Annotated in this window: 17 protein-coding genes; 9 read left to right on the top strand and 8 right to left on the bottom strand. The window is 72.6% G+C overall.

All coding sequences use genetic code 11. From position 1 onward, the window contains the following. Positions 1-10 precede the first annotated feature (10 nt). The 3 genes from tauA to LXM90_RS14600 form a co-directional block, all read right to left on the bottom strand. A complete protein-coding gene (gene tauA / locus LXM90_RS14610) occupies positions 11-1024 on the bottom strand; it encodes a taurine ABC transporter substrate-binding protein (protein WP_020093205.1) in 1014 nt (337 codons plus the stop codon). 412 nt (positions 1025-1436) lie between these two features. Next, positions 1437-4895, bottom strand: coding sequence for a PAS domain S-box protein (locus LXM90_RS14605; RefSeq protein ID WP_020093204.1), 3459 nt, complete (start codon positions 4893-4895; stop codon positions 1437-1439). Positions 4896-5107: 212 nt separating this feature from the next. Further along, positions 5108-5653: a TetR/AcrR family transcriptional regulator gene (locus LXM90_RS14600; RefSeq protein ID WP_020093203.1), complete on the bottom strand. Its 546-nt coding sequence runs from the start codon at positions 5651-5653 to the stop codon at positions 5108-5110. 112 nt (positions 5654-5765) lie between these two features. Here LXM90_RS14600 and LXM90_RS14595 point away from each other — a divergent pair, with 112 nt between their 5' ends. Further along, the gene (locus tag LXM90_RS14595) at positions 5766-6329 is read left to right on the top strand and encodes a sugar O-acetyltransferase (protein WP_020093202.1); all 564 of its coding nucleotides are present in this window, start codon (positions 5766-5768) and stop codon (positions 6327-6329) included. A 339-nt stretch (positions 6330-6668) separates the two neighbouring features. Here LXM90_RS14595 and LXM90_RS14590 read toward each other — a convergent pair whose 3' ends face one another. Then, on the bottom strand, positions 6669-8417 hold the full coding sequence (locus LXM90_RS14590; protein WP_234080748.1) for an outer membrane beta-barrel protein: 1749 nt from the start codon (positions 8415-8417) through the stop codon (positions 6669-6671). A 559-nt stretch (positions 8418-8976) separates the two neighbouring features. On the opposite strand from LXM90_RS14590, the gene LXM90_RS14585 reads away from it, so the two are divergent. Together LXM90_RS14585 and LXM90_RS14580 are read left to right on the top strand one after the other, a co-directional pair. Next, positions 8977-9246: a hypothetical protein gene (locus LXM90_RS14585; RefSeq protein WP_020093200.1), complete on the top strand. Its 270-nt coding sequence runs from the start codon at positions 8977-8979 to the stop codon at positions 9244-9246. A 175-nt stretch (positions 9247-9421) separates the two neighbouring features. Then, complete coding sequence (locus tag LXM90_RS14580) at positions 9422-9739, top strand: hypothetical protein (protein WP_020093199.1); 318 nt, start codon at positions 9422-9424, stop codon at positions 9737-9739. 30 nt (positions 9740-9769) lie between these two features. Here LXM90_RS14580 and LXM90_RS14575 read toward each other — a convergent pair whose 3' ends face one another. Next, positions 9770-12487, bottom strand: coding sequence for an MGH1-like glycoside hydrolase domain-containing protein (locus LXM90_RS14575; RefSeq protein ID WP_234080747.1), 2718 nt, complete (start codon positions 12485-12487; stop codon positions 9770-9772). A 348-nt stretch (positions 12488-12835) separates the two neighbouring features. Here LXM90_RS14575 and LXM90_RS14570 point away from each other — a divergent pair, with 348 nt between their 5' ends. The 6 genes from LXM90_RS14570 (at position 12836) to LXM90_RS14545 (ending at position 19714) form a co-directional block, all read left to right on the top strand. Continuing rightward, the gene (locus tag LXM90_RS14570; RefSeq protein WP_026604934.1) at positions 12836-13969 is read left to right on the top strand and encodes a branched-chain amino acid ABC transporter substrate-binding protein; all 1134 of its coding nucleotides are present in this window, start codon (positions 12836-12838) and stop codon (positions 13967-13969) included. 122 nt (positions 13970-14091) lie between these two features. After that, entirely contained in the window at positions 14092-14982 is an 891-nt protein-coding gene (locus LXM90_RS14565; RefSeq protein ID WP_020093196.1) for a LysR family transcriptional regulator, read from the top strand. A 130-nt stretch (positions 14983-15112) separates the two neighbouring features. After that, a complete protein-coding gene (locus LXM90_RS14560; protein ID WP_020093195.1) occupies positions 15113-15877 on the top strand; it encodes an HpcH/HpaI aldolase family protein in 765 nt (254 codons plus the stop codon). A 22-nt stretch (positions 15878-15899) separates the two neighbouring features. Then, on the top strand, positions 15900-16787 hold the full coding sequence (locus LXM90_RS14555) for a 2-hydroxy-3-oxopropionate reductase (protein ID WP_020093194.1): 888 nt from the start codon (positions 15900-15902) through the stop codon (positions 16785-16787). Positions 16788-16831: 44 nt separating this feature from the next. Continuing rightward, the gene (garD, locus tag LXM90_RS14550) at positions 16832-18424 is read left to right on the top strand and encodes a galactarate dehydratase (protein ID WP_020093193.1); all 1593 of its coding nucleotides are present in this window, start codon (positions 16832-16834) and stop codon (positions 18422-18424) included. Positions 18425-18517: 93 nt separating this feature from the next. Further along, a complete protein-coding gene (locus tag LXM90_RS14545) occupies positions 18518-19714 on the top strand; it encodes a PepSY-associated TM helix domain-containing protein (RefSeq protein WP_020093192.1) in 1197 nt (398 codons plus the stop codon). A gap of 113 nt (positions 19715-19827) precedes the next feature. Here the strand turns inward: LXM90_RS14545 and LXM90_RS14540 are convergent, their stop codons facing one another. The 3 genes from LXM90_RS14540 to LXM90_RS14530 form a co-directional block, all read right to left on the bottom strand. Continuing rightward, complete coding sequence (locus LXM90_RS14540) at positions 19828-22008, bottom strand: TonB-dependent siderophore receptor (protein WP_020093191.1); 2181 nt, start codon at positions 22006-22008, stop codon at positions 19828-19830. Between the two features lie 436 nt (positions 22009-22444). Next, positions 22445-23083 carry a TetR/AcrR family transcriptional regulator gene (locus tag LXM90_RS14535; RefSeq protein WP_020093190.1) on the bottom strand — a complete coding sequence of 213 codons (639 nt, stop codon included), beginning with the start codon at positions 23081-23083 and terminating at the stop codon, positions 22445-22447. Then, the gene (locus LXM90_RS14530) at positions 23080-23379 is read right to left on the bottom strand and encodes a hypothetical protein (protein WP_020093189.1); all 300 of its coding nucleotides are present in this window, start codon (positions 23377-23379) and stop codon (positions 23080-23082) included. Before LXM90_RS14530 ends, LXM90_RS14535 begins: the two co-directional genes overlap by 4 nt. Between the last annotated feature and the right edge of the window lie 116 nt (positions 23380-23495).

Raw genomic sequence — 23495 nt, 5'->3', positions numbered from 1 at the left:
CGGGGACAGGCTATTTCCGGGCCGCGTCCACGACCTCCGTCGTGACGAACCGGGCGTAGTCGGGCGCCAGCGCCTGCACGCGCCCCTGCGCCTTCAGGAAGGCGGCGGTCTCGGTGAGGGCCTTGGCGGCGCCGCCGCCGAGCCAGGCCGGGGAGGCCTGCGCCTCCAGGGTCGGGAACCGGTAGGCCGCGAGGCTCGCGGGCACCTCGGCGGGCGCCGAGCCGCTGATCCGGGCCACCGCCGCCACCTCCGGCGCGTCGGCGCCCCAGGGCCTGGCGGCGTAGGCCGCGTCCTGGGCGGCGATCAGCCGGATGAGCGTCACCAGGAAGTCCCGGTTCCGCGCCGCCCAGGCCCGGTCGACCACGAGGCCGTCGAAGGTCGCCTTGCCCCGGCGGGCGAGGTCGCCGGCCGAGACCACCACGGTGCCGGACTTCTTCACCCGGGCGAGCACCGGGTCCCAGATGAAGGTCGCGTCGATGTCGCCCCGCTCCCAGGCGGCGGCGATCTCGGGCGGCCGCATGTTGAGGATCCGGACATCGGCCTGCGTGAGCCCGGCCTCCGCCAGGGCGGCGATCAGCTGGTAATGCGCGGTCGACACGAACGGCACCGCGACCGTCTTGCCGCGCAGGTCGGCCACGCCCGTCACGCCGCTGCCGGCGCGGGCCACGAGCTGCTCGGCGTCGGCGATCTCGTCGAGGATCCAGAACAGCTGGATGTCGAGCCCCTGCGAGGCGGCCGCCGCGATCGGGCTCGACCCCGCCTCGCCGATCTGGACGCTGCCCGAGGCCATGGCGCGGATCACGTCGCCGCCGCCGCCGAACTTGCGCCAGTGGATCGTGTAGCCGGTCGCCTTCTCGATCGCCCCGGAGGCCATCAGGGCGCGGAACGGCACCACCATGTCCTGGTGGGCGAAGGTGACCTCCCGGTCGGCCGCGCGGGCGGTGCCGGGGAACGGCGCGCCGAGAACCAGGGCGGCCAGGGCGGCCAGCGCGACGGCGCGGCGGTGCGGACCGGCAGATGTCATGAGATGTCCCCCATTCGGCCGGCCCGGTGCGGGGGCGACTCGGGCGGCCGGGCGCAGGGTCGACCGAGCTCGGCCACGAAGGCAAGGGCCCGCGCCCTGCCCGGGTCGCGCCCGGGATCCGCCTCGCGCCGCGGCCCCCGCGGCGGTGCGCGGGTCCCGGGCAGCCGCCCGCGGCGGTGCGCGGACCGCGCGCGCCGGAATATCCATCTCCCCGGACGCGCGCGATACCCGGTGCCGTTCTCCGAACCGCCCTCGCCGGAGGCGCCCGCCATCGTCGTCCCGGAGTCGCGGCCCGGCGGGCGCCCGCCGCCGCGGGACCGCCGGCTGGAAGATCGTTCCTCGCCGCCGCGTGCCTGGGAGACGAGAATTTGGGCGTGCAAAACCCGCGGGCCGGCTCCGGCGGCGCCCCCGCTCAGGCCGCGCGCAGCGCGGCGATCTCGTCGATCGTGGCGGCCGCCTGGGCCCGGAGCGCGGCCAGCAGCGCGGTGACGTCCTCGCCCGCGCGGCAGGCCGTCTCGAAGGCCCGGCAGGTCGCGGCCAGATCCAGGAAGCCGATCATGCTGGCCGCCGACACCATGGCGTGCGCGTCCCCCATCAGCCGCGTCCGGTCGCCGTCGGTCGCCGCCGGCCCGAACCGCTCGGCGAGCTCCTTCGCCAGCATCGCCAGGAGGTCGCCCATGCGCGCCTGGCCGACCATCGCGGTCATCTCGTCCAGGGTGGCCCGGTCGATCGTCCCCGCGCGGCGCGGCGGCTCGGCGCGAGGGGCCGCCCACCGGTCGATCGCGGCGAGCAGCGCGTCCGCGCGGAACGGCTTGCCGATATGGTCGTCGAGCCCGGCGGCGCGCAGCTCGGCCACCTGCTGCGGCAGGACGTTCGCCGTCATCGCGAGGATCGGCAGGCGGCCGGCGGCGCCGCCCAGGGCGCGGATCCGCCGGGTCGCCGCGATGCCGTCCATCACGGGCATCTGCACGTCCATCAGGACGACGTCGTAGGACCGCGCCTGGACGGCCGCCACCGCGGCGACCCCGTCGGCCACCACGTCCACCGCGTGCCCGGCGCGCTCCAGGATCATCCGGGCGAGGTCCTGGTTGAGCGGCACGTCCTCGGCCAGGAGCAGGCGGCGGCCGGTCGCGCGGGCGATCGCCGAGGCCGGCGCGGTCGCGCGGGCCGGCGGGACGGCGGCGGGCAGGTCGGCCTCGAACCAGAAGGTCGAGCCGTGCCCGACCGTGCTCGCGACGCCGATCGTCCCGCCCATCAGCGTGACGAGGGATTTCGAGATGGCGAGCCCCAGCCCGGTGCCGCCGTACTCGCGGCTGATCGAGCCGTCGACCTGCGAGAAGCGCCGGAACAGGCGGTCGCACTTGTCGGTCGGGATCCCGATGCCGGTGTCGCGGACCGCGAAGCGCAGCCGCGTCCCGCCGATCGCGTCCGGGCTGACCCGGACCGACAGGTCGATGCCGCCCGACGCGGTGAACTTCACGGCGTTGTTGAGCAGGTTGAGCAGGATCTGCCGGAGGCGGTCCTCGTCGCCCTCGACCCAGTCGGGCAGGCCCGGGCCTTGGGCGAGCGTGAGGGCGAGCCCCTTGCGCTCCGCGGAGGGGCGCACGATCGACACCGCGTTGTCGATCAGCGCCTCCAGGGCGAAGGGCCGGGGCACGATCTCGATCTGCCCGGCCTCGACCTTCGAGAAGTCGAGGACGTCGTTGACCACGGTCAGGAGCGCGGCCCCGGCGGTGCGGATGCGGTCGGCGTTCCGGCGCGCCGACGGTCCGAGATCCGTCCCGTCGAGGAGCAGGTCGGCGTAGCCGATCACCCCGTTGAGCGGCGTGCGGATCTCGTGGCTCATGGCGGCGAGGAACTCGCTCTTGGCCGCGCTCGCCCGCTCCGCCTCCAGGCGCGCGGCGTCGGCCGCCGCCTTGGCGGCGAGGAGCGCCGCCTCGGCGGCCTTGCGGGCGGTGACGTCGATGTTGAGGCCGATCATCCGCCGCGCCTGCCCGGGCGCGCCGCGCCCGACGCCGTTGATCCAGCGCACCCCGCCGTCCGCGGTGGGGACCCGGAACTCGATCGAGAAGGTCTGCCCGGCGGCCGCGGCCGCGGCCGCGATCCGCAGCGCCCGCTCGCCGTCGGTGCGGTCGATCAGGGCGAGCCAGTCCCGGGTGTCGAGGGCGTGGTTCCGGTCGGTCTCGATGCCGTGGAGCCGCGCGCTCTCGGGGGACCACTCGATCCGGCCGCTGTCGAGGTCGAGGTGCCACGTCCCGGCATGGGCGGCCTGCTGGGCGAGGTGCAGCAGGCTGCTGGCATCCTCCACGGCGCGCCGGGCGGTGACGATCTCGTCGATGTCGAGGGCGGTGCCGAGCATGCCCACCATGCTCTCGCCCTGCCAGATCGGCAGGAGCACGATCTTGTGCCAGCGGTAGGCGCCGTCGTGCCGCTGCAGGCGGCCCTCGACCTCGTAGGGCGCGCGGCGGGCGGGCGCCTCCGACCACAGCCGCTCCATCCGCTCCGTGTCGTCGGGATGCGTCCGGGCGATCCGGGCGGCGCGCGTCGGGCCGATCGGGCCGTAGTAATCCTCGAAGCGCCGGTTGACGTAGGAGGCGTCGCCGGTCTCCGTGCTGGCGATCCAGACGAGCTGCGGCAGCGCGTCGGCCAGGGCGCGGTAGCGGGCCTCGCTCAACCGCAGGGCGTCCTCCGCGGCCTTGCGGGCGCTCACGTCGCGCAGGGTCGCCACGTAGCCGTCCGGGGCGCCGGTCGCCCGATCGTGAGTCAGGCTGAACGAGATCTCCACCCAGACCCAGTGCCCGTCCCGGTGCCGGTAGCGCTGGGAGGTCAGGGCGCGGGACGCGCGGCCGCCGGTGAGGTCGTCGAGGACGCGGCGGTACGCGCCGACCTCGTCGGGATGGACGAAGTCGAGGGGATGGGTGCCGATCAGCTCCTGCGGGTCGTAGCCCAGGACGGCGCGCACCGCCGGCGAGACGTAGCGGCGGCGGGCGGTCAGGTCGGACCAGATGATGATGTCGGTGGCGTTCTCGGCCAGCAGCCGGTAGCGGCGCTCGCTCTCCTCCAGGTCCCGCTCGGCGATCCGGTTCTGGGTCACGTCGCCGAAGGTCAGGACCGTGCCGCCGTCCGGCAGGGCCGCGCACCGGACCTCCAGGATCGGGCCGCCGGGCAGGCGCCAGTCGAACAGCGGCGGCAGCCCGGCGCGCGCGCCCGTTCCGAGACCCGGATCGGACCCGGCCGCCGCGCAGTCGCCGCGGGCCCGCTGGTAGGCGCGGATGTCCGGGAGGGCGACGCCCGCCCGCAGGACGTCGTCCGGCAGGTCGAGCAGGTCCGCGGCGCTCCGGTTGAACGCGCGCACCCGCTGGTCGGCGTCGAGGACGACGAGGCCCTGGTCCAAGCTGTCCAGCGTGCCGCGCAGGATCATGTCGGTCTCGCGCGCCCGCCGCTCCGACCGGACGAGGTCGGTCACGTCGAGGATGAGGCCGTGCAAGGCGACGAGCGCGCCCTCGGGCCCGAACTCGGGCAGCCCCTGGATGATCGCGTCCAGCACGGTCCCGTCCGGGCGGACGATGCGGGCCCGCGCCTGGTAGGGGATTGCCGGCCGGCTTCCTCCCAGGATCCCCTCGAGCCGCGCGACCAGGGCGGCGCGGTCGTCCGGATGATAGCACGCGACGTGCTCGGCGAGCGGCAGGTCGCACGCGCCGGGCGTCCCGAGCAGCCGCGCGAGACTCGCCGATCGGGTCACCCGGCGGGTCCGCGGATCGAGACGCCACTGCCCGAAGCCGGGGCCCCCGTCCCAGGGTGCAGGCTCGCCCGCGGCCCGGTGCGGAGCGGGATCCGGCGGCGCGGCCGGGCGGGTCGCGTCAATCTGCATCGGCCCCAGGGTTCCCCACCACCGGCGCGGACCGCGCCCGGGCGCGCCCTCGGCACGCATCGGGGCGAACCTGCTCGCGCGACGGTTGCTGATTCCTTGCCGGCACCGTGCGGCATTCGGCACCTGTCCGGCCGGCGATCACGATCGCTTGAGGGGCCGGCGCGCGGCGTCCCCGGCCGGGTGCGGGGACGGGTGCGGGGACGGGTGCGGCCCTACCGCACCAGCCGCTCCACGATCGCCCGCACCTGCGCCCGATCCGCCGGCTGCGGGTCGACCGAGCGGTGGATCGTCAGGCCCTCGATCATGGCGTCGAGGGCCTTGGCGGTCTCCGGCGCGAAGTGCCGTTCCAGGGCGGCCCGGCTCTTGGCCATCCAGTCCTGCATGACCCGGCGCAGCGGCGGGTTCCGGGCCGCGAAGGCGTAGAGTTCGTAGCTCAGCAGCATCGTGCGCGGGCTCGCCCAGAGGTCGCTCACGATCAGGTCGACCACGGCCTCGCAGGCCTCGTCGACGGTCGCGGCCGCAGCGAGCCGGTCGGCGAACCGCGCCGAGACCGTGTCGGCGAGCCCGGTGAACGCCTCCGTCAGCAGCGCGTCGAGGCTGTCGAAATGGTAGGTCATGGAGCCCAGCGGCACGTCGGCCGCCGCCGCGACCCGGCGGTGGGTCGTGCCGGCGACGCCGTGCTCGGCGACGACGTCGAGGGTCGCCCGGATGATGCGCGCCCGGCGATCCGGGTCGAAACGGCGCTGGGCGGCGGGCAAGGGGACCTCCTCGGATCCGGTTCAGGGCAGCCGGGCCGTGACGCGCGCGGCCTTGATATGTACATCTGTACGCATAGCTAGGGTCCGACGCGGCCGGAGGGAGGTCCCCACCATGAACACAGAGATCGTGAAGACCCAGAAGCAGAGGATGCTGGCGGGCGAGCTGTACTGTGCCGACGACCCGGAACTGGCCGCCGACAACCGGCGCATCTCGGAATGGATGGACCGGTATAACGCCGCGCAGTCGCGGAGCCAGCCCGAGCGGCAGGCGCTCCTGGAGGAGGCCTTCGCGCGGGTCGGCCCGGGCTGCAACATCCGGCCGCCGTTCCACTGCGACTACGGCTACAACATCAGCCTGGGCCGCGGCGTGTTCCTGAACTTCGGGTGCAGCATCCTCGACGTGATGTCGGTCACGATCGGCGACCTGACGCAGATCGGCACGGCCGTGCAGATCCTGACCCCCGATCATCCGCGCGACCCGGCCCAGCGCCGGCAGATGCTGGAATTCGCCCGCCCGGTGGTGATCGGCGCCAATGTCTGGATCGGCAGCGGCGCGATCATCCTCCCCGGGGTCACGATCGGCGACGACGCGATCGTCGGGGCGGGCAGCGTGGTGACGCGCGACGTTCCGGCCGGCGCCACCGTGGTGGGGAACCCGGCCCGGCCGCGGCCGTGAGGGGGGTGAGGGCTCGCGGGGCACGCGCTCCGTGCGGAAGCGGTCCGGCCGCGTGGGCCCTCCGTCGAGCGTGCCGGAGTTCCCGTCCGGGCCGGAACTCCCGTCCGGGCCGGAACTCCTGTCCGGGCCGGACCTGCCGGGGACGCCGACGACCGGTCGCGGCCGATTCACGCGGCCGCGCGGCCAAGCTGAGCGGCCCCGCGGCGTCGCTGCCGCGGGCCGGGTGGGGCCGATGCCGGGATCGAGGCACCGGGATATCGAGGCACCGGAATCGAACGGCCGGCGCGGCCCGTCCCCTGGCCTGCCGCGCCCGCGTTCGGGCGCGACGTGGCGGCTGGATCAGTCCTTGCGGATCGGGGCCGCCGGAGCGCCTGTCTCGCCGAAGCCGAAATCGGCCAGCCGGTAGGAGAGCTGCGCGAAGCCGCCGTAGCGACCGGTCTCGAACTTCATCGGGCTGGGCGGCGAGAACAGGAAGGCCGTCGTGTGCGCCTTGTCGGCCTGGAGCTGCCAGTAGCGGCCGCCGACGCCGACGCTGACGGACGGCGTCAGGTCGTACGAGATGATCCCCTCCAGGAAGTAGCCGTCGCCGCGGCCGCCTTCCGGCCCCGGATTGATGTCGGGCCGCAGCCAGTGCCGGTCGACGCCGCTCAGGCTCACGACCGGCAAGTAGGCGCCTTCCAGGCTCAGCCGGACCCGGTCGAACCGCGCTTCGCCGATCACCCCGACGCGCAGCGCGTTCCACTGCATGCTCTCGCCCAGCGTCTTCATGCTGGTCGGGTAGGGTCTGGCGCAGGGAGTCCCGCCTGCCACCTGACGGCAGCCGTAGCCGTTATACAGTTCGGACGCGAACTGGTAGCCGAGGAAGCCGCCGAGCTTGTACCCGTCCCGGCGCAGCACGTCGTAGCCGAGATCGATCACGCCGTAGCCGATGTCGCCGTCCTTGATCGGCGACAGCGTCTTCGAATAGCGGCGCAGGGCGGGCGGGAAGTCCTCGTCGGCGAGGCGGCCGCCGGTGACGCCGCCCGAGCCGAGGAAGCCCTTGGCGAACAGGCCGGTGGGGTTGTGCTCGAGCCGTGCGAAGCTCTCGCCGGCATGCGCCTGGGTGTTGTTGTAGGTCAGGCGCGAATTGAGCTGGCCGGGCGCGTCGGGGTCGCCGAGCTTCTCGCGCGGTGTCCCGGAGCTGAAGACGTAGCGCAGGCCGCCCTCGAAATCCCAGGTGGCCGGGCCTGCCGACGCGATCGGGGCCAGGGTGGGAAGCCCGGCTCCGAACCGGTAGTTGAGGCCGACGCGGGCCAGGAAGCCGTCCGTCGCGACCCGCGTGCCGGCGTGGTAGCCGGTCAGCACGGGGTACGACGGAGCCGGGAGGATCGCCCGGGAGCCGAGATCGTAGTAGAGACCCTCGACCTTGGCGGAGAGGTGCTCGCTGAAGGCGTGCTCGATGCCGGCGCCGGCCACGTAGCCCATGCGCACCGCGCCCTGGCGCCCGTCGAACAGCGGGAAGCCGGCCAACGACAGGTTGTTGTCGGTCCGGACCGTGCCCGCGGCGAGGCCGCCCGTGGCGTAGACGAGGGTGCGATCGACGGCGAAGCCGATCCTGCCGCGCAGGGTGGCGAGTTCGTCCAGCCTCTGGCCGGAATGGGCGACGCTGCGGCGATAGAAGCCGCCGCCCGCGGCCGGAAAGGCGCCCTCGCGGCGATCGTAGCCCCACAGCCGGGTGAATTGGTAATCCGCGGCGGCGCCGGCGACGAAGCCGGAATTCACCTGCCAATCGTAGCCGACCTCGGCGCCGCCGACGAAGCTCCCGTCCGAGGCCCGCTTCGATGGAATGACCGGGCAGTTCCGGGCTCCGGGCTGCCCGTCCGGACCTGTGCAGACGAACTGCGTGGCCCGATCGAGGGTCCCGTAACCGGCGAACAGGCCGGCATGCGCTCCGGTCCAGGAGAAGATCGGCACGGCCGTCGCCGCCGGCGGAAGGGCCCGCCGCGGGAGGTCCGCCGCCATCGCGGTCTGCGACAGCAGGAACAGGAGAAGTCCAGAACTCGAGATGCGGTACATGTAGTGTCCCCCGCCGCGCGTCGTCGAAGGCATGAGCGTCAAGGTCTCTTCGCCGGTAAGGCTTCGGATGCCGAAGCGGAGCTTCTGCTGATCTCGCGCGGTTCGCATGATGCGTTCTTATGATTAGGTCATGATGTCTCGATTCTGAAGCGTGGATTTTCGAGATACTTCCTCAAATTTGACTGACTATGCAATCGTTGATGCGAGAATGATATTTTATTGACTTCGTGTATTTTACAGACTTAGTATCTTGATAGTGTATTCGAGTCATTGTCAGCGGAGATGTTGCTCTGATCTTCGGTCGTGCCGCGGCTTGGTTCCGTTCGCTTTTGCGGCCGGGTGATGCGTTCGTGCATCACCTGTGCCCTGCCCGGTCCAACCCAGGGCGGCCACGGGGCCCGGCCGCCGGCCCGACGCGATGCCCGTCGCGATACCGCTCCGGCGCGTTCCTGGCGGGGCGGCCCGGTCCGGGGAACCATCCGGGCGGCCCGAGCCTTCCTGGGCGGGATTGCGGGCGGATCCGGCCGCGAGTCCCCTGGAAACGCCCGCCCGTCTTCCCGGGCGGCGAGAGAGGAAACCTCACGTGCGTTCAATGATCATTGCCGCTGCCCTGCTGGCGGCTCTCGGTTCCGCCGTCGCGATCCCGGCCTCCGCCGCGCCGATCGGCCCCGGCACGGGCGTGTCGGCGCCCGCCGGCATGGTCTCGACGGTCCAGATGGATCCCGTCGAGCGCCACATGATGCGCCGTCGCATGGAGCGCCGGATGATGCGCCACCGGATGGAGCGCCACATGATGCATCGGGAGATGCGCCGCGAGATGCGCCACCGCGAGATGCGTCGCGAGATGATGCGCCGCATGTGACGCGCATCCGCGCCGGGGCTGCGTCCGCCCCGGCGCGGGCCGGGGCAGAGCCGCGAGGCGGGCTTCCCGCGTCGCGGAGGCTGGGCTCGGGCTGGCCGGGGGTGCCACGTCCGAGGCGATCGAACCATCCGCGCCCCGACGCGTTTCTGGCCACCGACAAGGGAGGATTGGTACGATGAAGGCGATTCTGGCAGCGGCCGCGGTGAGCCTCGGCATTCTGGGCGTGGTCGGCCCGGTCTCCGCGCAGCCGCGCCCCGACTACGACGATTACGGCGGCCGGGGCTACCGCGACCGCGGCGACTACGATTACCGGGACCGCGGCTACCGCGACCGGGACGATTACCGCGGCCGCGCCAATTACGGGTTCGACGAGCGCGAGTACCTGCGCTGCAACCCGGATGTCCGCCGCGCCGTGGCCAACGGCCAGATGGAATCGGGTGCCGCCCACTACAAAGTGTTCGGGCGTCGCGAAGGCCGGCGGCTGAGCTGCTGACCCGATCGGCCGGCTTCCGGCCGGGCGCGCCTATCGCGGGCGTGCCCGGTCGCGCAGCAGGTTGATGATGAGGGCCGTCCAGCCGGTCTGGTGCGCGGCGCCGAGGCCCCGCCCCGTATCCCCGTCGAAGAACTCGTGGAACAGCAGCGGCTCCTCGGCACCCGGCGCCGGGGCGATCGGCGGCCGGGTCCCGAAGGCAGGCCGGCGCCCGGTCCCGTCCTTGGCGAACAGTGCGATCAGGCGGTCCTCGAGGGCGTCCGCGACGGCGCTGAGCGTCAGCATCGCGCCCGAGCCCGTCGGGTACTCCACTAGGAAGTCGTCGCCGTAATAGGTGTGGAAGCGCCGCAGCGCCTCGACGATGAGGAAGTTCATCGGCATCCAGACCGGGCCGCGCCAGTTCGAGTTGCCGCCGAACATGTTCGAGGTGGAATCGGCCGGGTCGTAGCGGACCGTGAAGGAGGCGCCGAGCTCGTTGAGCACGTAGGGCGCGTCGCGGTGCACCTTCGACAGGGAGCGCACGCCGTAGGGCGAGAGGAACTCGGCCTCGTCGAGCATGCGGCGCAGCAGCGCCTTCATCCGGTGGCCGCGCAGCAGCGACAGCAGCTTGCGGTCCTTCACGCCCCCCTCGGTCCAGCGGGAGACCAGGCGGGCGAGGTGGGGCCGGTTCTCCAGCACCCAGTTCAGGCGCCGGGCGAAATCCGGCAGCCGGTGGAGCACGGAGGGCTCGATCACCTCGACGGCGAAGAGCGGGACCAGCCCGACCATGGAGCGGACCCGCAAGGGGAGCATCCCGCCGCCGGGGATGTCGACCTCGTCGTAGTAGAATTCGTCGATTTCGTCCCACAGGCCGTAGCCCTGCCCGTCTCCGCCCGACCCGCCCATGTCGGTCATGGCCTCGGCGATCAGCAGGAAGTGCTCGAAGAACTTGGAGGCGGTGCTCTCGTAGACGTCGTTGTGGAGGGCGAGCTCCAGGGCGATGCGCATCATGGTCAGCGCGTACATCGCCATCCAGGCGGTGCCGTCGGCCTGGTGCACCACCCCGAAGCCCGGGGGCGGGCGCGAGCGGTCGAACACGCCGACATTGTCGAGCCCCAGGAAGCCCCCCTGGAACACGTTGCGGCCCTGCGCGTCCTTGCGGTTCACCCACCAAGAGAAGTTGATCAGGAGCTTGTGGAACACGCCTTCCAGGAAGGCGAGGTCGCCGCGCCCGCCCCGCCGGTCCCGGTCGATCTCGAACACCCGGTAGGCTGCCCAGGCGTGGACCGGCGGGTTGGCGTCGCCGAACTCCCACTCGTAGGCCGGGAGCTGGCCGTTCGGGTGCATGTACCATTCGCGGGTGAGCAGCAGGAGCTGCTTCTTGGCGAAGTCCGGGTCCAGCAGGGCGAGCGGCAGGCAGTGGAAGGCGAGGTCCCAGGCGGCGAACCAGGGATATTCCCAGGTGTCGGGCATCGACAGCACGTCGGCCGCCGCGAAGTGGCGCCACTGGCCGTTGCGGCCGCCCGCGCGCCCCCGGGGCGGCGGCGGCTGGAGCGGGTCGCCCTCCAGCCAGCGCCGCACGTCGTAGCTGTAGAGCTGCTTCGACCAGATCAGGCCGGCGGCGGCCTGGCGGAAGATCGCGCGGGAATCCGCGCTCGCGATGCCGTCCTGCAATTCCTCGTAGAACGCGTCCGCCTCGGCCACCCGGCGGCGGACCAGGGACCCGTCGTCGACGGCCCGGGCGCGCGGGCCCGCCGAAAGCCGCAGGCGGATCCGGGCGGTCTCCCCGGGCGCCAGCCGCAGCGCGTAGTGCAGGCCGAGCTTGGTGCCCGCGTCCCGGCGCACCGAAGCGGGATCGCCGTCGACGATCGCCGCGTGGAGACCGTCCTTGAACGGCCCCGCGGCGTCCGGCTGCCCGCCGTGCAGCCGCAGGTTGGTGTCGTTCTCGCAGAACAGCAGGTCCGGCGTACCGTCGAAGGCGAGCCGGTACGGCCCGAGCCGCTCGTGGGTGCAGACGGCGCCCCCGTCGGGCGCGCGGGCGATCCGCGGGCGCGCCTGCCCGGCCTCCCACGACCACGTGTTGCGGAACCAGAGCTGCGGGACGAGGTGGAGGTCGGCGGGCTCGGGCCCCCGGTTCAGCGCGGTGATCACCGCGTGGACGTCGTCGGCGTCGGCCTTGGCGTACTCCACGGTGACGTCGAAGAACCGGTCCCCGTCGAAGACGCCCGTCTCCTCGATCTCGTACTCGGGCTGCTCCCGCCCGCGCCGACCGTTCTCGTCGACGAGCTCCGCGTAGGGGAAGGCCGCCTGCGGGTAGCGGTACAGCATCTTCAGGTAGGCGTGGCTCGGGACCGCGTCGAGGTAGTGGTAGACCTCCTTCACGTCCTCGCCGTGGTTGCCCTCCTGGTTGGTCAGGCCGAACAGCCGCTCCTTGAGGATGCGGTCGCGCCCGTTCCAGAGGGCGAGGGCCAGGCACAGGTTGCCGCGCTCGTCGCAGATCCCGGCCAGCCCGTCCTCGCCCCAGCGATAGGCGCGCGAGCGGGCGTCCTCGTGCGTCAGGGCGGCCCAGGCGTTGCCGCAGGGGCTGTAATCCTCCCGCACGGTCCCCCATTGCCGCTCGCTGAGGTAGGGGCCCCAGAGCGACCACGCCCGGTCGCCCCGTCCCTGCTCGGCGATCCGGCGGCGCTCGGCCCAGTCCACCGACGCGTCTCGACCCTCGCCCCGATCCCTGTCCCGATCCCCGTCCCGATCCTCGTCCGCGCGCGGCCCCATCAGCCGCGTCCCGGACGCGGGCCCGGTCGGCCGGGGCTGGGGGTGCGGCGGGGACGGGAGGCGGTCATCGGTCACGGCGGTTCGCTGCGGATGCGCCGGCCCGATGCATCATCGGCGCCATCCCGACCCGTCGGGCCTTCGGGCCGCCGCACGGCTCCGTGAGCGCCCGCCGGCCGATCGCGCGCCCGCGCCGGTGACCGTCTCGGCCCACCCCCAAACCTTGACCCCGGTGAAGGTGAGCGACAGGATCGCGCCGGGTGATCTGCGACTCGACGCGCGGGGATCCGCGTTGATCTATCCGAATTCAGCGTTCGTCGGCGATCTGTCCGGCCACATCTTGGGGGAAAGATGACGCGACTATTGATGGCCGGCCTGGCCGGGCTGCTGTTCATGACCGCGGCGCAAGGTCAGGAGGGCGGCGCGCCGGTGAAGATCGGCGTCGCCGCGCCCATGACCGGGCCGAACGCGGCTTTCGGCGCCCAGATCCGGAACGGCGTGAGCCAGGCGGTCGAGGACATCAACAGGGCCGGCACGCTGAAGGGCAGGACGCTGACCGTCACGGTCGGCGACGACGCCTCCGACCCGAAGCAGGGCGTCTCGGTGGCCAACAAGTTCGCCAGCGACGGCGTGAAGATGGTCGTCGGCGACTACAATTCCGGCGTCACGATCCCGGCCTCCGACGTCTATCTCGACGCCGGCATCATCCAGGTCACGCCGGCCTCCACGAGCGTGAAGTTCACCGAGCGCGGCATGTGGAACACGTTCCGCACCTGCAGCCGCGACGACCAGCAGGGCGCGGTGGCGGGCAGCTACCTGGCCGCGCACTTCCCGGGCAGGAAGATCGCCTTCGTCCACGACAAGACGCCCTACGGCAAGGGGCTGGCCGACGAGACGCTGAAGGCGTTCAGGGCCAAGGGCGGCAAGGAGGTGCTGTTCGAGGGCATCAACCCGGGCGAGAAGGACTACTCGGCGCTCGTCTCCAAGATGAAGTCCGCCAACGTCGACGTCGTCTATTTCGGCGGCGTGCACACCGAGGCCGGGCTGATCATCCGGCAGATGCGCGATCAGGGCCTCGCCGCCCGCATGATGAGCGGCGACGCCATCCCCGACAAGGAATTCGTCCAGATCGCCGGCCCGGGCGCGGCCGGGACCCTGATGACCTTCGCGCCGGACGCCCGCAAGAACCCGAACGCCAGGGGCGTGGTGGCGGCGTTCAACGCCCGGGGCATCGATCCCGAGGCCTACACGCTCTACGCCTACGCGGCCGTGCAGGTCCTGGCCAAGGCGATGGCCGAGACCGGCTCCAGCGACGGGAAGACGCTCGCCGACTGGCTGCACCGGGGCAAGCCGGTGGACACGGTGGTCGGCCCGATCGCCTACGACGGGAAGGGCGATCTCACCCGCCCCGACTACGTCATCTACGAGTGGACCAAGGGGCCGGACGGCCGGATCGACTATGCCGGGCACGAGGTGACCCCGTAGGCCGGTCGGGCCCGGAGGCCGCCGCCTTACCTAATTGGATGAGGGCGGCGATCTCAACGTGGCCGCCGCGAAGGCCTTATGCTCCCGCCCGACTGCGCCGCGGTCCGGGAGAGGGAGCCTTCATGTTCGACTTCAGCCAGCTCCGGTGCTTCGCCGCCGTGGCGGAGGAGCTGCATTTCGGGCGTGCGGCCGCCCGGCTGAACATGACGCAGCCGCCGCTGTCGCGGCAGATCCAGGTCCTGGAGCGCGTCCTCGACGTGCAGCTCCTGGAGCGCACCAGCCGCACGGTCCGGCTGACCGCCGCCGGTCGCAGCTTCCTGCCCGAGGCGCAGCGCATCCTGCGGCTCGCCGAGACCGCGACGCACGTCACCCGGCAGGTCGCGGCGGGGCGCGCGGGCGTCCTCAAGTTCGGCTTCACGGCGGCCTCGGCCTACGACTTCCTGCCGCGCCTCGTCACCGCGTTCCGGCGGGCGCTGCCGGACGTGACGCTCGCGCTGCGCGAGATGGTCAGCAAGGACCAGATCGAGGAGCTGCTCGCCGGCCGGATCGACGCCGCGCTGGTGCGCCCGCCCGTGACGCACCCGGACCTGATCGCCGTCCGGGCGCTGGCCGAGCCCCTGGTGGTGGCCCTGCCGGCCGGGAACCCCCTGGCCCTGCGCGACGGGCTCACCCCCGCCGATCTCGGGCGCGAGCCGCTCATCGGCTACGCGCCCAACGAGGCGCGCTACTTCCACGACCTCGTCCTGGGCCTGCTCGCCGAGGCCGAGATCCGGCCCCCGACGGTCCAGCAGCTCACGCAGATCCACTCGATCCTGGCCCTCGTCCGGGCGGCGCTCGGCATCGCCCTGGTGCCGGCCGCCGCCGAGCGCCTGCGCTTCGAGGGCGTGGTGTTCCGCCCCCTCGTCCTGCCGGCGCCGCGCCCGGTGGAACTGCTCCTCGCGTGGCGGCGCGACGCGGACGACCCCCTCATCGCCCAGCTGGTCTCGATCGTGGCCGAGATGCCGCCCGCGTGAGCCCGCACGGTCGATCGATGCGCGATCCGCATCGATCGATCCAGTGTTTGGCTTTGACCTCGCGGCGGAAGGCTGCGCGTGATGGGGCGGACGGCGCGCAGACGCCGCGACGCCCCCAGGGAGGATCGTGATGGACAGCCTCACCAACCGCTTCAAGGCGGCCCTCGCCGAGGGGCGCCAGCAGATCGGCCTGTGGTGCAGCCTCGCCAGTCCCATCTCCACCGAGGTGGTCGCCGGGGCCGGGTTCGACTGGCTGCTCCTCGACATGGAGCACTCGGCCAACGACCTCCGGGACATCTACGCCCAGCTCCAGGCGATGATGGAGGGCGACACGCACCCGATGGTGCGGGTGCCGAGCGACGACCCGATCACCATCAAGCGGATCCTCGACGCCGGCGCCCAGTCGCTGATGATCCCCAACATCGACGACGCCGCGCAGGCCGCCCGGGTGGTCGCGGCGACGCGCTACGCGCCCCGCGGCATCCGCGGCTTCTCGCAGGCGCCCCGCGCCGCCCGGTTCGGCCGGATCAAGGACTACCACACCCGCTGCGAGGCCGAGATCTTCGTGGCGGTGCAGGTCGAGTCCCGCCGCGCCCTCGACAATCTGGACGCGATCGCCGCCGTGGAGGGCGTGGACGGCGTGTTCATCGGGCCCGGCGACCTCTCCACCAGCCTCGGCTATGTCGGCCAGCAGGGCCACCCGGAGGTGGTCGCCACCATCGAGGCGGCGGTCGCCCGGGTCGTCCGGGCCGGCAAGCAGGCCGGCATCCTCACGCCGAGCGAGGAGCTGGCCCGCCGCTACATCGCGGCCGGCACCCGCTTCACAGCGGTGGGCTCCGACATGGGGCTCCTCGCCCGCAGCTCCGAGGCGCTCGCCGCCCGCTTCCGCGCCTGAGCTCCGCAACGGGATCGTACCCATGAACATCGGATTCATCGGCCTCGGCATCATGGGCACGCCCATGGCCGGACACCTGATCGCGGCGGGCCACAGCCTGTTCCTCAAGACCCGGCGCAGCGTGCCCGAGGCCCTGCTCGCGGCGGGCGGCACCGCCTGCGCCACCGCCGCCGAGGTGGCCGAGCGCGCAGACACGATCATCCTGATGCTGCCCGACACCCCGGACGTGGAGCAGGTCCTGTTCGAGACGGATGGGGTCGCCGAGGGGCTGTCGCCCGGCAAGACCGTGATCGACATGAGCTCGATCGCGCCGCTCGCCACCAAGGATTTCGCCGCCCGGATCGCCGAGCGGGGCGGCGCCTATCTCGACGCGCCGGTCTCGGGCGGCGAGGTCGGGGCCAAGAACGCCGCGCTCTCGATCATGGTCGGCGGCGAGGCCGGGACCTTCGCGCGCGCCGAGCCCCTGTTCGCCGCGATGGGCAAGACGGTGACGCATGTCGGCCCGGTCGGCTCGGGGCAGGTCGCCAAGGTCGCCAACCAGATCATCGTCGCCCTGACCATCGAGGCGGTGGCCGAGGGGCTGCTCTTCGCCTCGAAGGCCGGCGCCGATCCCGCCAAGGTGCGGCAGGCGATAACCGGCGGGCTGGCCACCTCGCGGATCCTGGAGCTGCACGGCGCGCGGATGATCGAGCGGACCTTCGATCCCGGCTTCCGCATCGGCCTGCACCAGAAGGACCTGAACCTCGCCCTGGACAACGCCCGGACGCTCGGCCTCAGCCTGCCCGCCACGGCGCTGGCGCAGCAGCTGTTCTCGGCCTGCGTGGCCCAGGGCGGCGCGGCCTGGGACCACTCCGCCATGGTGAAGGCCCTGGAGGCCCTGGCGAACCACGCGGTCGGCGACGCCGCCTGATCCCGACAGGAGCCCGGACGGGCGCGAGACGGAAGGAGCATCCGATGCAGGCCGAGATCGAAGCCCCGACCCGCCCGCAGCCGGCCGGCGCGGGGGCCGCAGGGGCCGCCGGCGACGTGCCGCGCACGATCCGCCTGAGCGACAGCGACAACGTCGCGATCGTGGTCAACGCCTTCGGGCTGCCGGCCGGCACGGTCTTCCCGGACGGGCTGGAACTCGTCGAGTTCGTGCCGCAGGGCCACAAGGTGGCGCTCACCGACATCCCGGAGGGCGGCGAGGTCCGCCGCTACGGCGAGGTGGTGGGCATCGCCACGCAACCGATCCCGCGGGGCGCCTGGGTGGAGGAATCCCGCGTCGCGACGCCGGTCGCCCCCGCCCTCGACGCCCTGGAGATGGCCACCCGCGTGCCGGCCCCCCTGCCCCCGCTCGAGGGCTACACCTTCGAGGGCTATCGCAACCCGGACGGGTCGGTGGGTACCAAGAATATCCTGGCGATCTCGATCAGCGTGCAGTGCGTCGCCGGCACCCTCGACGTTGCGATCCGGCGGATCAAGCAGGAGCTGCTGCCGCGCTACCCCAACGTCGACGACGTGGTCGGCCTGACCCACGCCTACGGCTGCGGCGTCGCCATCAACGCTCCCGAGGCGGTGGTGCCGATCCGGACGCTCCAGAGCCTCGCGCAGAACCCGAATTTCGGCGGCGAGGTCATGGTCGTCGGCCTCGGCTGCGAGAAGCTCGTCTCGGAGCGGCTCCTGCCCGACAGCGGCGCGGCCGGCGACGGGGTGGTGCGGCTGCAGGACGAGCGCCACCGCGGCTTCTCGGCCATGATCGACAGCATCCTGACCATGGCGGAGGCCCGCCTGGAGGTGCTGAACCGCCGGACCCGCGAGACCTGCCCGGCCTCCGAGCTGGTCGTCGGCCTGCAATGCGGCGGCAGCGACGCGTTCTCGGGCGTCACCGCCAACCCGGCGCTCGGCTTCGCGGCCGACCTGCTGGTCCGCTGCGGCGCCACCGTGATGTTCTCCGAGGTGACGGAGGTGCGCGACGCGATCCACCTCCTCACCCCCCGGGCGAAGAGCCCGGAGGTCGCCGCGGCGCTGGTCCGCGAGATGGCGTGGTACGACGCCTACCTCGCCAAGGGCGAGGCCGACCGCCGGGCCAACCCGTCGCCGGGCAACAAGAAGGGCGGCCTCAACAACATCGTGGAGAAGGCGCTGGGCTCGGTCGCCAAATCGGGCACGAGCGCGATCTCGGGGGTCCTGGCGCCGGGCGAGCGCGTCCGCGAGAAGGGCCTGATCTTCGCCGCGACCCCGGCGAGCGACTTCGTCTGCGGCACGCTGCAGCTCGCCTCGGGCATCACCCTGCAGGTCTTCTCCACCGGCCGCGGCACGCCCTACGGGCTCGCCCAAGCGCCGGTGATCAAGGTCGCCACCCGCACGGAGCTGGCCGAGCGCTGGTCCGACCTGATCGACCTCGATGCCGGCCGCATCGCCACAGGCGCGGCGACGATCGAGGAGGTCGGCTGGGAGCTGTTCCACCTGATCCTCGACGTCGCGAGCGGGCGCAAGCGCCCCTGGTCGGACCGGTGGGGGCTGTTCAACGACCTGACCCTGTTCAACCCCGCGCCGATCACCTGAGACTCACCGGCGGGACGGCCGGACGGTCGGGCGGGGCATGCGTCCCGCCGCGTCGTCAGCGTGGCCGGACTCTGCTAGGCAGCCGGCACCGCCATGACGCTGCCGATTCCCTCCCTCCGGACCCTGCTCTTCCGCCTGCACTGGGCGCTCGGCCTCACCGCCGGCCTCGTCCTCGCCCTGATGGGCCTGACCGGGGCACTGATGAGCTACGAGGAGGCGGTCACCGCCTTCGCCAACCGCGACCGGCTCGAGGTCGCGCCCGCCGGGCGGACGGCGCTGCCCCCCGCGGCGCTGGCGGCGCGGATCGACGCGCAGGCGGGCGGCCGCGTCGCCAACGTGCTGACCCTGTCGGACGACCCGCGCGCGAGCGTCCACGTCCGCTTCGCCCGCGACCCCGAGACCCGCGCGCGGCCGCCCGCCGCCTACGCCGACCCCTACGACGGCGCGCTGCTCGGCCCGGTGCGGCTGGAGGGCGCCTTCACGACGGTGCGGGACCTGCACCGCTGGCTGCTGCTGCCCGGCGGGTCCAAGGGCTGGGGCCGCACCGTGACGGGCGCCTGCACCCTGGCGCTGCTGGCCTTCCTGGCGACCGGCCTCTACCTGCGCTGGCCCCGGATCCACCGCTGGCGGATCTGGCTGAAGCCGGCCCTGTCGCGGCCCGGCCGGCCGCGCTGGTGGTCGCTGCACGCCGTGGTCGGGACCTGGCTCCTGCCGGTCTACCTAGTCATCGCGCTGAGCGGCCTGACGTGGTCCTACCCGTGGTTCAAGGACGGCGCGACGCGGCTGCTCGTGGGCGCCCCCGACGCCGCGAAGCCGGCCGGCCGCAGGGCCGCCGGAAAACCGGCCGATCCCGCCGCCGACGGCGCGGCCGTCGACCGCGCCTGGGCGGATTTCCGCGCGCGGACCGGCGCGGAGGCCGGGACGGCGGTCCTGACTTTGCCGGGCGCCGACACGAAGGCGATCCGCATCCGCTGGCTGCCGAAGGGCGTCGACGCGCCGAGCGCCCGCAACGAGATCCGCTACGATCCCGCCACGGGCGCGCTGCTGGCCTCCGAGCGGGCCGCCGACGCGCCGCTGGGCCGGCGCCTCCTGGACAACGTCCTGGAGGTGCATCGCGGCCGCTTCTTCGGCGACCTCGTCGCGCTGCTGTTCTGCCTCGCGGCGCTGGCCATGCCGGGCTTCGCGGCGACCGGCCTGACGCTCTACGTCCTGCGCCGCCGCGCCGGCGCCCGCCGCAGGACCGTCGCGGCCGGGGCGCCGGCGGGCGCGGTCCGCACGGCGAGCCCCTGACGGCGGGCCTCCGGCGGCGCCAGCGTTCGATGACACCCACCCCGTCGCGCGGACGGCGGGGCGGCGATCCGCGCCCCGACGGGCCCGGCCGCTCGGGCGATGCGGCCCGCCCGTCAGAGCCGGGCGGTGATCGTCGCCAGCACCGTGAACGGCGCCCCGGGGGTGTTGTTGGTCGCGTTGGTCGGCGCCTCGATGTAGCGCGCGTTCGTCAGGTTGCGCATGTTCACCGACAGGCGCCAGTGGGCGTCGAAATCGTAGTACACGAGCGCGTCGAGCCGGTTGTAGGCGCCCACGGTGAAGCTGTTGTCGAGGTCGCCGTAGCGTCGGCCGACATGGGTGACGCCGAAGCCGAGCCCGAGCCCGCGCAGCGGGCCGTCCTGGAACGCGTAGGTCGTCCACAGGCTGCCGCTGAACACCGGCACGCCGGTGAGCCGGTTGCCGACCGCGAAGGTCGTGTCCTTGGTGATCCGCGCGTCGATCAGGCCGACACTGCCGATGATGCTCCAGCCGGGCAGGATCTCGCCGGCCAGGTCGGCCTCGACACCCCGCGACCGCTGCTGGCCGGTGATGACGGAGAAGGTCGGATTGCGCGGGTCGGTGGCCGCGACGTTGTCCCGGACGATCTGGAAGGCGGCCGCGCTCAGGGTCAGGCCGGGCGTGAGATCGACCCGGGTGCCGGCCTCGACCTGCTCGCCCGTGCTGGGCGGGGGGCTCGCCACGTTCAGCACGCTGGCGGTCTGCGGCAGGAACGACGTGGCGTAGCTCGCGTAGAAGGTCAGCGGCTCGAACGGCCGGTAGATCAGCCCGACCCGCGGCGAGGCGCCGAACAGGGTCTGCTCGGGCGGCTGGGTCCGCGAGGCCGGCTGGCGGTTGAAATAGTACTGGCTGCCGAGATCGAACCGGGCGCCGACGACGAGCTGCAGGCCCGGCGCCAGCACGATCTGGTCCTGGACGTAGAGCCCGAACACTTCCAGCTTCTGCTTCAGGTCGGCCTGGAACTGGAGCGGCTGGAAGGCCGCGCCGAACATCGGGTTGAGGAAGCTGACCGGGGCGAGGTTGCCCTGCTGGGAGAAGGCGTGGCGGAAGCCGTTCGAGTACTCGAACCCGAGGAGCGCCGTATGGGCGAAGCCGAAGGTGTCGAACTTCATCACGGCCTCGGTCTGGCTGTCGACCGCGGCGAAGCGCGAATTGACCGTGGCTTCGCGCCGGCTCAGCAGCGTGCCGGCATTGTTGACCGATAGGGCACGGGCGGCGAACACGTCGAACGTGCCCCATTGCCCGGCGATGACCTGCCGGAGCGTCAGGTTCTCGTTGACGTCGTGCTCGGCGCGCATGGTGATCGTGTTGAACGCGCCGAAGTAGCGCGAGGACGGCTCACCGTAGAACCGGCCGATGTTGTCGAGCGGGACGCGGCCGCGGAAGGCCACCAGCCCCTCGTCGTACTGGGTGTGCTGGTTGGTGAATTCCGAGTTCACGTAGACCCGGGTGTCGGCGCTCGGCGTCCAGCTGAAGGCCGGCGCCACGAAGACGCGCCGGTTGGTGTCGCCACCGTAATTGCGGAAGGTCGGATCCTCCTGGGCGGCGAAGCTGAGACGCGCGGCGAGGCCCTCGACGGCGGGCAGCGCGCTCGACACGGAGCCCTGGAACCGCCGGAAGCCGAAGCTGCCGCCCTGCACGCTCGCGTCGGCCGTGGGCTCGAAGGTGGGCCGGCGGGTCACGATGTTGATGACGCCGCCGGGATCGCCCCGGCCGAACAGCACGGAGGCCGGGCCCTTGATCACCTCGACGCGCTCGGCGTCCACGAGGTCCCGTGTGACCGGGTAGAAGTTGATGGCCGGGTCGACCAGCACGCCGTCGACGGCGAAGACCTGGGTGGAGAAGCCGCGGATCAGGTAGTTCTGCGACCGTCCCTGCACCGTGCTGCCGAGAACCACGTTGCTGACGTTGGTCACGGCATCGGTGAGCCGCAGATCCTGCTGGTCGGTGATCACCGAGCGGGACACGACGTTGATCGATTGCGGCGAGTCGCGCACCGGCGTGTCGGTGCGCGTGGCGGTCGCCGAGCGCGTCGCCCGATAGCCGGTGACGGGACCGTCGGCCCGCTCGCTGACCGGGCCCGTGCCCGCAACGCTGAGTTCGGAGAGCACGACCTCGTCGGCGGCCGGGTCGGATTGCGCGCGGATCTCTGTCGGCGCGAGCAGGAGGAGCGACGTCGCGAGTCCGGTGCTGCAGATATTCAGGCGCGACCGGCAGTATTTGATGCGATCGACGACGTCGATCCGGGCGGCGGGCATGATTTAAAATCGTTCTCAAGAGCGACGTATCGACGCGGTGCGGTGTTTCTAGAGTGCAAACGCCGTCGTTTCTCAACGCCGATCGGGAAAGCCGCGGGTGACGCGCGCATCCTCTGCCCGGATGTGGCGCGGAAGGCACGCTTTGAGGGGCAATGCTTTGAAATCATTCAAAGATGCCAACTACAGAGTGTGTAATGCGTGCCCTTCGCAACCGGCTGAATCCCGGGCCGCGGGCCGACTCACGCCGTCGCGTCTGTCAGGGGACCGGGCGTGATCGCGCGGGATCGCCCGGGAGAACGGCCGGCCGGCCCGCGCGAGGGGGGAAACGCGGACCGGCCGGCGTACCGCGCGCCGTGTCCGACGCGCGATCGTCGATGGCGGTTCGACCGGCGCGCCGCCGGTGCGTCCCGAGGGCGCGGCGGCGGCGGTGCCGGGATCAGCGGCCGGCGTGTCGGCCTGCGAGCGGCGGGGCCGGCAGGCGACCGTCGAGCCCGGCGTCGAGGAGCGCGTGGAGCTGGGCGATCGCCGCGGCGACGTCGTAGTCGGGCAGCGCGGCCCGGCCGACGACGATCCCCTTCATCAGCGGCGCGAGCAGGGCGTAGAGCCCGGCCGGATCGCATCCCGGCGCGGTGGCGAGCGCCGCCAGGGTCGCCACGAACCAGTCGCGGCTCTCCGCCTCGGTCCGCGCCGTCATGGCGGCGATGTCCGGGTTGCGGGTCGATTCCGACCAGATCTCCACCCGCAGGGTCGCGGCCTCGCGGGTGATCGACGCGAAGTAGCGGGCGATGATGCCCAGCAACGTCCCGCGCGGATCGCCGCTGCCCTCCATCTCGGCGACCAGGAGCGTGCCGCGCTCGCGCTCGCGCTCCACCAGCCCGAGGACCAGGGCCTCCTTGGATTCGAAGTAGCGGTAGAAGTTGCCCGGACTCATCGCGGCCTCGCGGGCGAGGTCCTGCATGGTGGTGCGATGGAAGCCGTTGCGCGCGAAGCAGGTCTCGGCGGCGTCGAGGATGTGCTCGCGCCGGGCGGACGGGTTGCCGCGGGCCTCCGCCGCCCTGTCCGCCGCGACGGTCACGATCCCGGCTGCGCCGTGACGGCGACCGGGGCGACGCGGCTCTGGTCCTTGCCCAGGCTGGCGACGGCGCAGGATTGCGGTCCCTGATGCAGGTCCGCGCAGATCCGGGCCTGCCAGCCGTCCGGGCCGGCGCCCGTCCAGTTGATCAGGGCCAGCCAGGCGAGGGCCAGGACGGCGCCGAAGGTCAGGTTGGCGGGGGTGCAGACGGCGCGGACGAGGGCGAGGGCGCCCGGGCCGCGGGCGCCGAAACGCTCGGCATCGAGATCGGACCAGCGGCCTTCGAGTGTGAGAGCCATCGCGCGCTCCTGTTTGCCCCACCCTTATAATGAACGTTCATTCTCATGTCAATGAACGTTCATTCTCATCGGGGGCGATGGGTTGCGACGACAGCGCACCGCTGGGACGGGGATAT

The organism is Methylobacterium oryzae (genome assembly GCF_021398735.1).
Classification (GTDB): Bacteria; Pseudomonadota; Alphaproteobacteria; order Rhizobiales; family Beijerinckiaceae; genus Methylobacterium.
Note: the sequence above shows the minus strand (reverse complement) of the source record. Positions and strands in the feature narration are given on the sequence as shown.

What these genes read in the sequence shown, in the direction of transcription:
- LXM90_RS14540 (WP_020093191.1), bottom strand. Translation starts at nt 22,008, where the DNA reads ATGCCCGCCGCCCGGATCGACGTCGTCGATCGCATCAAATACTGCCGG.
- LXM90_RS14590 (WP_234080748.1), bottom strand. Translation starts at nt 8,417, where the DNA reads ATGCCTTCGACGACGCGCGGCGGGGGACACTACATGTACCGCATCTCG.
- LXM90_RS14580 (WP_020093199.1), top strand. Translation starts at nt 9,422, where the DNA reads ATGAAGGCGATTCTGGCAGCGGCCGCGGTGAGCCTCGGCATTCTGGGC.
- LXM90_RS14595 (WP_020093202.1), top strand. Translation starts at nt 5,766, where the DNA reads ATGAACACAGAGATCGTGAAGACCCAGAAGCAGAGGATGCTGGCGGGC.
- LXM90_RS14530 (WP_020093189.1), bottom strand. Translation starts at nt 23,379, where the DNA reads ATGGCTCTCACACTCGAAGGCCGCTGGTCCGATCTCGATGCCGAGCGT.
- tauA (WP_020093205.1), bottom strand. Translation starts at nt 1,024, where the DNA reads ATGACATCTGCCGGTCCGCACCGCCGCGCCGTCGCGCTGGCCGCCCTG.
- LXM90_RS14545 (WP_020093192.1), top strand. Translation starts at nt 18,518, where the DNA reads ATGACGCTGCCGATTCCCTCCCTCCGGACCCTGCTCTTCCGCCTGCAC.
- LXM90_RS14560 (WP_020093195.1), top strand. Translation starts at nt 15,113, where the DNA reads ATGGACAGCCTCACCAACCGCTTCAAGGCGGCCCTCGCCGAGGGGCGC.
- garD (WP_020093193.1), top strand. Translation starts at nt 16,832, where the DNA reads ATGCAGGCCGAGATCGAAGCCCCGACCCGCCCGCAGCCGGCCGGCGCG.
- LXM90_RS14585 (WP_020093200.1), top strand. Translation starts at nt 8,977, where the DNA reads ATGATCATTGCCGCTGCCCTGCTGGCGGCTCTCGGTTCCGCCGTCGCG.
- LXM90_RS14605 (WP_020093204.1), bottom strand. Translation starts at nt 4,895, where the DNA reads ATGCAGATTGACGCGACCCGCCCGGCCGCGCCGCCGGATCCCGCTCCG.
- LXM90_RS14555 (WP_020093194.1), top strand. Translation starts at nt 15,900, where the DNA reads ATGAACATCGGATTCATCGGCCTCGGCATCATGGGCACGCCCATGGCC.
- LXM90_RS14565 (WP_020093196.1), top strand. Translation starts at nt 14,092, where the DNA reads ATGTTCGACTTCAGCCAGCTCCGGTGCTTCGCCGCCGTGGCGGAGGAG.
- LXM90_RS14575 (WP_234080747.1), bottom strand. Translation starts at nt 12,487, where the DNA reads ATGGGGCCGCGCGCGGACGAGGATCGGGACGGGGATCGGGACAGGGAT.
- LXM90_RS14570 (WP_026604934.1), top strand. Translation starts at nt 12,836, where the DNA reads ATGACGCGACTATTGATGGCCGGCCTGGCCGGGCTGCTGTTCATGACC.